The following is a 9,905-nucleotide window of genomic DNA, read 5'->3' on the forward strand; positions in this document are numbered from 1 at the left end:
CATGAATTTCCTCGAAAATTGGCTCCCCCAACGCATCGTTTGCCTGACCGAGGAGACGACCGAGTGGCTGTACCTGCTCGGGCAGGAGGCGCGCATCGTCGGCATCAGCGGCTACACGGTACGGCCGCGGCGCGCGCGCGCGGAAAAGCCCAAGGTCAGCGCGTTTCTGAGCGCCAAGATCGATCAGATTCTGGCGCTGCAGCCCGACTGCGTGTTGGGCTTTTCCGACCTGCAAGCCGACATCGCCGCTGCCTTGATACGCGCCGGGGTGCCGGTGACCGTGTTCAACCAGCGCAGCGTGGACGAGATTTTCGCCATGCTCTACCAAGTAGCGGCCATCGTCGGTTGCGCCGAGGCGGGGGCGGCGCGCCTCGCCGCGCTGCGCGCGCGGCTCGACGACATCGCGGCTGAGGCCGGCGCACTGGTGCGCGCGGGCGCGCGGAGGCCCCGGGTGTATTTCGAGGAATGGGACGAGCCCGCCATCAGCGCGATCCGCTGGGTGTCGGAGCTGGTCGGGATTGCGGGCGGCGAGGACATCTTCCCGGAGCTGGCCGCCGAGCCGCTGGGCAAGCAGCGCATCATCGCAGACCCGGCCGAAGTGGTGCGGCGCGCACCCGACATCATCATCGGTTCCTGGTGCGGCAAGAAGTTTCGCCCCGAGCGGGTCGCCGCGCGGCCCGGCTGGCAGGACGTGCCCGCGGTGCGGCACGGGCAGCTGTTCGAGATCAAGTCGGCCGACATCCTGCAGCCCGGGCCGGCCGCATTGAGCGATGGCGTCGAGCAGCTGCACCGCATCATTGGCGGCTGGATGCGCGCGTCGATCGAAGGGACACCGCGATGAGCGCTGAGCCCGTCCGTTCGCAGACCAGCGCGGGCCCGGGCGCAGCGCAGGCATCGGCCCGCGTGGAGCCCCTCGCGCGCAGCGAATTCATATTGGGTGGACAGAAAAGCGGCAAAAGCCGCCGCGCCGAGACGCTTGCCGCCGCGTGGCTTGCGGCCTCGCCCAAGCACGATGCCGTTCTGATCGCCACGGCGCAGCCGTTCGACGCGGAGATGCGCGATCGCATCGAGCGCCACCGCCGCGACCGCGCCGCTCGCGTGCCGCGGCTGCGCACCGTGGAGGCGCCGCGGGCGCTGGCGGAGACGCTCGCGGCCTGCAGCCGACCCGAGACCCTGGTCGTCGTCGATTGCCTCACGCTGTGGTTGACCAATCTGTGCATGCCCGCAGCCGTCGATTGGGAACCAAAACCGGCGGATGCCGGCGTGAAATGGGCGGATATTGCTCCATTTATTGAAGCAATCGAAGCCGCGCCCGGCCCGGTGGTGCTGGTGGGCAACGAGATCGGCTTGGGCGTGATTCCGCTCGGCGCGCAGGTGCGTGCCTTCGTCGACACGCTCGGCGCCCTCAACCAGGCCGTCGCGCGGGTGTGTGCGCGCGTCACGCTCATGTGCGCGGGTTTACCCTTGACGCTCAAAGGGGGGGCATCGTGAAAGGGGTGCTCGGTTGGTGGGCGTGGGTGTGGGTCGCGCTGGGGCTGTGCGGGGCGCTCGTGGCGCCGGCGCGGGCCGCGCCGGTCACGGTGACGGACGATCGCGGCGTGTCGGTGATGCTGCCCCGCGCGCCGCAGCGCATCGTGAGCCTGCTGCCGTCCTTGGCCGAGAGCGTGTGCGCCCTCGACCGCTGCGACCGCCTCGTCGGGGTCGACCGCTACACGCAGTGGCCCCAAGCGCTGCAGCGCCTGCCGCGCGTCGGTGGGGGGCTCGATCCGAACATCGAGCAGATCGTCGCGCTGCGGCCCGATGTGGTGCTGATGGCGACCTCCTCGCGCGCGGCGGATCGTTTGCGCGCGCTCGGCGTGGCCGTGGTCGCGCTCGAGCCCCGCAGCCATGCCGACGTGCGACGGGTGTTGCTCAAGCTCGGCGAGCTGCTCGAGGTCGACGATGCCGATCGGGTCTGGCGCCATATCGATGCGGCGATCCGCGCGGCGGCCCAGTCCGTGCCCGCATCGGCGCGTGGCACCCGGGTGTATTTCGAGGTCGACCCTGGCCCTTACGCCGCGGGGGAGTCCTCGTTCATCGGCGAGACGCTCAGCCGCCTCGGGGCGAAAAACATCGTGCCGGCCGCGCTGGGGCCCTTCCCGAAGCTCAACCCCGAATACATCGTGCGCGCAGATCCCGACCTGATCATGGTCGCTGCCCGCACCGGGCCGGCGCTGCTGCAACGGCCGGGCTGGTCCGAGTTGCGGGCCTTGCGCGGCGGGCATTTGTGCCTGTTCACGGTCGAAGAATCCGACATCCTGGTGCGGCCGGGTCCGCGCATGGCCGAGGGCGCGCGTCTGATGGCGCGTTGCCTCGCCGAGCGCGCCCCGCGCGCCATCGCCGCCTCCGGAGGCCGGCGGTGAACGCCCGTCGCGCGTCCGGGATCCTCGCAGCGCTGATCGTCGCGGCGCTGGCTCTGGCGGCGCTGGGCGTGTGTGTCGGCAGCGCGGGCTTGGAGAACCTCATCGGAGCGCTGCTGGCCCCGCAGGCCGACCCGGATGCCACCGCCATGGCGCGGCGCATCGTGTTCGACATCCGCCTGCCGCGCACCCTGGGCGCGTGGGCTGCGGGCGCGCTGCTCGGGCTGGCCGGGGCGGTGGCGCAGGGCTTGTTTCGCAACCCGCTGGCCGACCCCTACCTGCTGGGCAGCGCTTCGGGGGCGTCGCTGGGCGTGGCGCTGGCGCTGGTGGGCATGGGCGGCGCGGGCGGGATGCTGGGCGCGACCATGATGAACGCCGGCGCCGCTGCCGGGGTGTTTTCCAGCAACGTCTGGGTGCGGCTGGGCCTGACCGGCGCGGCCTTCGGGGGCGCGGTGGTGGCGGTGCTGCTCACGTTGCTGCTCTCGCGCGGTGTCGCGCACACGCTGCGGCTGCTGCTGGCCGGCGTGGTGGTGGGCGTGGTGCTGGGGGCGCTGACTCAGCTCGTGCTGCTGTTCTCGCCCGAATCGCTGCAGGCGATGCAGGCGTTTCTTCTGGGTTCGACCAGTTTCGTCGGCTGGACCGCGGTGGCTTTGATGGCCGCGGTTTGGGGGGGATGCACGCTCGCGGCTGGCTTGCTCGCGCGCGCGCTCGACGGGCTGAGCCTGGGCGATGCGACCGCGCGCAGCCTGGGCCTGCCGCTGGTCCCCATGCGCGCCGCATTGGTGGCCGTGCTGGCGCTGGCGACTGGGACTGCCGTGGCGCAGACCGGGCTGATCGCCTTCGTGGGCCTGGCCGCGCCGCATCTGGTGCGCTCGCTGGTCAAGACCACCAGCGCCCGCTTGATGCTGCTCGCCAGCGCCATGGGGGGCGCCTTGCTGATGGCCGCCGACACGCTGGCGCGCGGACTGGTCGCGCCGCAAGAGCTGCCAGTGGGTGTGCTCACCGCGGCGCTCGGCGGCGGCTACTTGTTGTGGCTGATGCAGCGCAACACGCGGCTGTCGCGGGGGGCGGGGCTGTGAACGCGCGTGCGCAGACCCAGCCTGCGGCGATTCTGGCGCGTGGCCTGTCGGCGCGCTTGGGTGAAGCGGAGGTGCTCCATGACTTGACGCTCGCGCTGCCACGTGGCCGCTGGACCTGCATCGTCGGGCCCAATGGTGCGGGCAAATCCACGCTGCTCAAAGCGTTGGCGGGCTTGCTGCCCTGCCGCGGAACGGTGGCGCTGCTGGGTCGCCCCCTGGCCGACTGGCCGCGGCGCCAGCGCGCGCAGCAGCTGGCTTGGCTCGGTCAGAACGAAGGCAGCGCCGACGACCTGACCGTGTGGGATGTGGCCATGCTCGGCCGTCTGCCGCATCAAGCTTGGCTCAGCGCCCCCAGCGCGGCCGACCGTGCCGCCGTGGAGCGCGCGCTGCGTGCGACGCAGGCCTGGGAGTGGCGCGGCCGCTCGCTGGGCCAGCTCTCAGGCGGTGAGCGCCAGCGCGTGCTGCTGGCCCGCGCCTTGGCCGTCGAGGCCCAGGTGCTGCTGATGGACGAGCCGCTCGCCAATCTCGACCCACCGCACCAGGCCGACTGGCTGGAACTCGTGCGCAGGCTCGTGTGCGCCGGCCGGACCGTGGTGAGCGTGCTGCATGAGATCGGGATGGCCTTGCACGCCGACGAACTGGTGGTGATGGCGCAGGGCCGCGTAACCCACCAGGGTCCCTGTGCCGACCCGAACACCCACCGCGCGCTGGAGGCGGTGTTCGACCAGCGCATCGCTGTGCACCATCTCCAGGGACAGTGGGTGGTGCTCCCACGTCCCAACACCTGACGGAGCTTCGCCATGCAGATTGAAACCCCACCGAGCGAGAAGCCCTATGACAAGCCCGAGGGCGAACGTCGCGGCCTGCTCATCGTCCACACCGGCGACGGCAAAGGCAAAAGCACGGCGGCCTTCGGCCTGGCGCTGCGCGCGCAGGGTCGGGGCAAGGGGGTGAAGATCTACCAGTTCATGAAGGTGCCGACGGCGCGCTTTGGCGAGCACCGCATGTTCGAGCAGATCGGCATCCCGATCGAGGGCCTGGGCGATGGCTTCAGCTGGAAGAGCCAAGACCTGGAGCGCTCCGCCCAACTGGCGCGCGAGGGCTGGGAGCGGGCGCGCGCGACCATCCTGCGCGGCGAGCACTTTCTGGTGGTACTCGACGAGATCACCTATCCGCTGATCTACGGCTGGCTGCCGCTGGACGGCGTGCTACAAACCCTGCGTGATCGGCCCAAGCATGTGCATGTCTGCCTGACCGGACGCCGTTGCCCACCCGAGATCATCGAGCTGGCCGACACCGTCACCGAGATGCGCTTGGTCAAGCACGCGTTCCAGGCCGGCATTCCGGCGCAGCGCGGCATCGAAGATTGATAGGACTGATGGACCTGCTGCCCTGGCCCACCCCTGACCCGGCCGTGCTCGCGGGCGCGGTGCTGGTCGCGCTGACCTTGGACCTCGTGTGGGGCGAGCCGCCGGCGCGGCTGCATCCGGTGGTGGCGATGGGGGCGTATCTCGGCGCGGTGGGTCGGCGGGTGTCGCGCGCCAGCGGGACGCCGGCGCGACCGTGCTTTGAATTTTGGAGCGGTGCACTGGCTTGGAGCCTTGGCGCGGCGCTGGTCGGCGGACTGGCGTGGTTCGCCGCGCAGGCCGTGCTCGGGCACAGCGCGGTCTGGCAGACGCTGCTGTTGGGCGGGCTGCTCAAGCCGCTGCTGTCCTGGCGCATGCTGCGCGACGAGGTGCGCTCGGTCGAGGTGGCACTGGCGCAGTCGCTCGAGGCGGGCCGGCAGCGTGTGGGCCGGCTGGTGAGCCGCGACGTGGCCGTGCTCGACGAAACCGAGGTGCGTGAAGCGGCCCTGTCCACGCTGGCCGAGAACCTCAACGACTCGGTGGTGGCGCCCATCTTTTGGTTCGCCATCGCCGGCCTGCCGGGTGCAGCCGTCTACCGATATGCGAACACGGCCGATGCGATGTGGGGCTATCTCGGCGAGCGCGGCGGCCGCGACTGGACCTGGGCCGGCCGTTGGGCCGCCCGGGTGGACGACGGGCTGTCGTGGCTGCCGGCACGCCTCACGGCACTGGGGATTGCCGGGGCGACCTTGGTTCGGAACTTCCCAGCGATTCGGGCCGAAGGGCGCCGCACGCTGTCGCCCAACGGCGGCTGGCCCATGGGCGCGCTGGCGGTGCGCCTGGGCATCCGCCTGGGCAAGCCCGGCGTGTACCTGCTCAACCCGAGCGGGCGGTCACCCGAACCGGCGGACACGGCAGCGGCGCTGCGTCGCTGCGGATCGGTGGTCGGCGCGCTGGCGGTGCTGGCGGCAGGGGGGATGCTGGGGGGCTGGAGATGACGCCGCGCATCCACGGCGGCACCGACGCGCTGGGGCCCGTGCGTTGGGATTTTTCCAGCAACGCCAACGCCTGTGGCCCGTGCCCCGAGGCGCTGCGCGCCGTGCAGAACGCCGATGCCACGCGTTACCCCGACCCGAGCTACACCCGGCTGCGTGCCGCGCTTGCGGCCTTGCACCGCGTGGCTCCAGCGCGGGTGCTGCTGCTGGCCAGCGCGAGCGAGGGCATCCAGCGCCTCACGGCCTGGCGCGCCCGCGCGGGCGACCAGCGCTTCTGGACCCCCGAACACGCCTACGGCGACTACGCCCATGCGGCCACCGCCTGGGGCATGCAGCGTGTGCGCGCGCCGCAGGAGGCGCAACTCGCTTGGCTCTGCGACCCGGGCAGTCCGCTGGGGCAGGGCGAGTCGCCCGAGGCGGTGCGGACGCTGCTCGACTCGAGCCGATCACGCACCGTCGTGCTCGACCGGGCCTATGCGCCGCTGCGGCTTGCCGGGGCGAGCGCGCTGAGCCCCGCGCAACTCGATCGCGTCTGGCAACTGTGGTCGCCCAACAAAGCGCTCGGGCTAACGGGTGTGCGTGCGGCCTATGCCCTGGCCCCTCGAGGTGCCGAGGCGGAACTGCCCACGCTCGAAGCGCTGGCCCCGTCCTGGCCCATAGGCGCGCATGGCGAGGCCATGCTGCTCGCCTGGACGCAGGATGCGGTGCAGCGCTGGGTGATTCAGAGCCGCCACACCCTGGCCGATTGGGCCCGAGCCTTGCGTGCCTGCCTGACCCGACACGGTTGGACCTGTGCGGCGAGCGACACGGCCTATCTCTGCGCGGGGCCGCCGCAGCCGATCGATGCGGCCGCCCTGCGCGCGCGCGGCATCCGGCTGCGCGATGCCCGCTCGTTTGGCTTGCCGGGCTGGTGGCGCTTGAGTGCGCAAGGCCCGGAGGCCCTGGCCGCGCTGGATGCGGCTTTGCGGGCCTCGATCGTTGAGGCGGCCGCATGAGCGCGGTCTGTGTGATGGTGCTCGGCACCACCAGCGGCGCGGGAAAAAGCTGGCTGGCCACCGCGCTGTGCCGGCACTATGCGCGCCAGGGGCTCAAGGTGGTGCCGTTCAAGGCGCAGAACATGAGCAACAACGCGCGGGTGGTGGCCGGTGGGGCGGGCGGCGAGGGCGAAATCGGCAGCGCCCAATATTTCCAGGCGCTGGCCGCGCGGGCCGAGCCCGAGGTGCGCATGAACCCGCTGCTGCTCAAGCCCGAGGCGGACACCTGCAGCCAGGTGGTGCTGATGGGCGCAGTCAGCCGCGAACTCAGCGACCTGCCCTGGCGCGGCCGCAGCGAGAGGGTCTGGCCCTCCATCACCGCCGCACTCGACGCCCTGCGGGCCGAAAACGATGTGGTGGTGATCGAAGGTGCCGGTTCGCCGGCCGAGATCAACCTGATGGACAGCGACATCGTGAACCTGCGCGTGGCCCGCCATGCGCAGGCGCGCTGCCTGCTGGTCACCGACATCGACCGCGGTGGCGCGTTTGCGCACCTCTACGGCACCTGGGCGCTGCTGCCCGAGGCCGACCGCGCGTTGATCCGCGGCTTCGTGCTCAACAAGTTCCGGGGCGATGCGCGTCTGCTGGCGCCCGCGCCGCAGAGGCTCCAAGACCTGACCGGCGTGCCGGTGGTCGCCACCTTGCCGATGTGGTGGCAGCACGGCCTGCCGGAAGAGGACGGGGTTTTCGACGACCGCTCACGCTCGGTGGGTGTGGTGCGGCTGACGGTGGCGGTGATCGCCTGGCCGCGCATCAGCAACCTCGACGAGTTCCAGCCGCTCAAGAACATCTCCGGTGTGCGCCTGGTGTGGGCGCGCACGCCCGCCGACTGCGCGGGGGCGGACTGGATCATCCTGCCCGGCTCCAAATCGACTGCGGCCGATCTGGCCTGGCTGCGTGCCCAAGGGCTGGACCAGACGGTGGCCCATCACGCCGCGCAGGGCCGGGCGGTGCTGGGCATCTGTGGGGGTCTGCAGGTGCTCGGCGAGGCGCTGATCGATCCGAACGGCATCGACGGCAACGCGCCGGGGCTCGGGCTGCTGCCCTTGGTGACGGTGTTCGACACCGACAAGACGGTGCGGCGCAGCACCGTGACCCTGGGCGAGCTCGTGGGCCCTTGGCACGCGCTGTCCGGTGTGCGGGTCTCGGGTTATGAAATCCACCACGGCCAGACCGTGCAGCATCCAGCCATGGCCGCCCGGGGCGATGTGGCGCGCGAAGTCGTCCCGGGCCTGGCCTGGCAGAACGTCGCCGGCAATGTGTGGGGCAGCTACCTGCACGGGCTGTTCGAAGACCCGGCAGTGCTGCGTGCGCTGTTTGGTGCTACCGCGCCCACGCTGGAGGCCGTATTTGACGGGCTGGCCGATTTTCTGGAACAACACATCGAACCCGGCGTTCTCGACGCCCTCATTCACAAGGATTGAACCATGACCTTCACCGCTCCCATCATCGACGACATCACCCAGCCCGCGCTCGCAGCGCGCTTGCAGCACTTGCTGGACAACAAAACCAAGCCACTGGGCTCGCTCGGGCAGATCGAGCGCCTGGCGCAGCGCATGGGCCTCATTCTCGGTACCGAGGCGCCGGTGCTGCGCGAACCCCAACTCGTCGTTTTCGCGGGCGACCACGGGCTGGCGGCGCGCGGCGTCTCGGCCTATCCGAGCGACGTGACTTGGCAGATGGTCGAGAACTTCCTGGCGGGCGGTGCCGCGGTGAGCGTGCTCGCGCGCCAGCACGGCATCGGCCTCACCGTCGTGGACTGCGGGGTGCGCCATGACTTCGCGCCGCGCCCGGGTCTCGTCATCGCCAAGCTCGGTCCGGGGACAACAGATGCGCTCGAAGGCCCCGCGATGACGTCGGAACAGTGCCAGGCCGCGCTGGCCAACGGCGCTGCGCTGGTCCAGGAATTGCCCGGCAACGCCTTGTTGCTCGGCGAGATGGGCATCGGCAACACCTCGGCCGCTTCGTTGCTGATGAGCCGCTTGACCGGGCTCGACATTGCCGACTGCACCGGCGCGGGCACCGGGCTCGATGCGGCGGCGGTGCAGCACAAGATCGGCATCTTGCGCGCGGTACTCGAGCGCCATGCGCAGGCGCAGGCACCGCTCGATGCGCTGGCGGCCCTGGGCGGTTTCGAGATCGCGACCATGGTCGGCGCCGTGCTGCAGGCGGCCGCCGAGCGGCGCGTGATCGTGGTCGATGGCTTCATCGCCACCTCGGCCGTGCTGGTGGCGAGCCACCTGCAGCCCGCCGTGCTGCAGCGCTGCGTGTACGCGCACCGCTCGGGCGAGCGCGGGCATGCGCTGATGCTGGCGCACCTCAAGGCCGAACCCTTGCTCGATCTGGGCTTGCGGTTGGGCGAAGGCTCGGGCGCGGCGCTCGCCTGGCCGCTGCTGCAAAGCGCCTGCGCCATCCTGCGCGAGATGGCCAGCTTCGAATCGGCCGGGGTGTCGCGGCAAGAGGCCAGCGCAGCCGCCCAAGCCGCGGTACGCTGAGGGCATGAGTTTCATCCGGCATTTCCTGATCGCGCTTCAGTTCTTCACCCGCATCCCGGTCACCGGGCGGCTGGCGGGCTGGGTGGGCTATACGCCCGCCATGCTGCGCGCCAGCGCGGCGCACTTCCCCGGCGTGGGCTGGGTGGTGGGCGCGCTGACGGCGCTGGTGTTCTGGGCCTGGATGCAGGCGCTGGTCGCCCAGCCGGCCGCGCCCTGGGTGGCGGCGGCGCTGAGCACGGCCTTCAGCGTGTGGTTGACGGGTGCGTTCCATGAGGACGGTTTGGCCGACACCGCCGATGCGCTGGGCGGTGCGGTCAGCCGCGAGCGCGCGCTGGAGATCATGAAGGACTCGCGCATCGGCAGCTATGGCGCCATCGCGCTGGTGCTGGCTTTGTTGACCAAGGTGCTGCTGTTGGGCTTGCTGGTGCAGGCGGGTGGGGCGCTGGCCACCGCCTGGGCTTTGTTTGCCGCGCATGTGAGTTCGCGGCTGCTGCCGCTGCTGGTGATCGCCACGCTGCCGCATGTGGGCGACACGCCGCGGTCCAAAAGCAAACCGC

General features: G+C 71.1%; 11 protein-coding genes. All 11 read left to right on the forward strand.

The genetic code is table 11. The features are described from left to right. Position 1 precedes the first annotated feature (1 nt). The gene (locus JHC36_RS08360; protein ID WP_287918160.1) at positions 2-841 is read left to right on the forward strand and encodes an ABC transporter substrate-binding protein; all 840 of its coding nucleotides are present in this window, start codon (positions 2-4) and stop codon (positions 839-841) included. Further along, on the forward strand, positions 838-1,491 hold the full coding sequence (locus tag JHC36_RS08365) for a bifunctional adenosylcobinamide kinase/adenosylcobinamide-phosphate guanylyltransferase (protein WP_287918162.1): 654 nt from the start codon (positions 838-840) through the stop codon (positions 1,489-1,491). The genes JHC36_RS08360 and JHC36_RS08365 overlap by 4 nt, the downstream gene beginning before the upstream one ends. Positions 1,492-1,529: 38 nt before the next feature. Continuing rightward, on the forward strand, positions 1,530-2,402 hold the full coding sequence (locus JHC36_RS08370) for an ABC transporter substrate-binding protein (protein WP_287918193.1): 873 nt from the start codon (positions 1,530-1,532) through the stop codon (positions 2,400-2,402). Next, positions 2,399-3,478, forward strand: coding sequence for a FecCD family ABC transporter permease (locus JHC36_RS08375; protein WP_287918165.1), 1,080 nt, complete (start codon positions 2,399-2,401; stop codon positions 3,476-3,478). Before JHC36_RS08370 ends, JHC36_RS08375 begins: the two co-directional genes overlap by 4 nt. Further along, entirely contained in the window at positions 3,475-4,266 is a 792-nt protein-coding gene (locus JHC36_RS08380) for an ABC transporter ATP-binding protein (RefSeq protein ID WP_287918168.1), read from the forward strand. The genes JHC36_RS08375 and JHC36_RS08380 overlap by 4 nt, the downstream gene beginning before the upstream one ends. Before the next feature lie 12 nt (positions 4,267-4,278). After that, positions 4,279-4,848: a cob(I)yrinic acid a,c-diamide adenosyltransferase gene (cobO, locus tag JHC36_RS08385; protein ID WP_287918171.1), complete on the forward strand. Its 570-nt coding sequence runs from the start codon at positions 4,279-4,281 to the stop codon at positions 4,846-4,848. An 8-nt stretch (positions 4,849-4,856) separates the two neighbouring features. Then, positions 4,857-5,822 carry an adenosylcobinamide-phosphate synthase CbiB gene (gene cbiB / locus JHC36_RS08390; protein WP_287918174.1) on the forward strand — a complete coding sequence of 322 codons (966 nt, stop codon included), beginning with the start codon at positions 4,857-4,859 and terminating at the stop codon, positions 5,820-5,822. Further along, entirely contained in the window at positions 5,819-6,814 is a 996-nt protein-coding gene (locus JHC36_RS08395; RefSeq protein WP_287918176.1) for an aminotransferase class I/II-fold pyridoxal phosphate-dependent enzyme, read from the forward strand. Before cbiB ends, JHC36_RS08395 begins: the two co-directional genes overlap by 4 nt. Further along, positions 6,811-8,277: a cobyric acid synthase gene (locus JHC36_RS08400; RefSeq protein WP_287918179.1), complete on the forward strand. Its 1,467-nt coding sequence runs from the start codon at positions 6,811-6,813 to the stop codon at positions 8,275-8,277. The genes JHC36_RS08395 and JHC36_RS08400 overlap by 4 nt, the downstream gene beginning before the upstream one ends. Before the next feature lie 3 nt (positions 8,278-8,280). Next, positions 8,281-9,348, forward strand: coding sequence for a nicotinate-nucleotide--dimethylbenzimidazole phosphoribosyltransferase (gene cobT, locus JHC36_RS08405; protein ID WP_287918181.1), 1,068 nt, complete (start codon positions 8,281-8,283; stop codon positions 9,346-9,348). Positions 9,349-9,352: 4 nt separating this feature from the next. Next, positions 9,353-9,905 (forward strand): adenosylcobinamide-GDP ribazoletransferase (locus JHC36_RS08410; RefSeq protein WP_287918184.1); only part of this gene is annotated, 553 nt, incomplete at its 3' end.

The sequence above is a fragment of the Tibeticola sp. genome (genome assembly GCF_022759015.1).
GTDB lineage: Bacteria > Pseudomonadota > Gammaproteobacteria > Burkholderiales > Burkholderiaceae_C > Tibeticola > Tibeticola sediminis.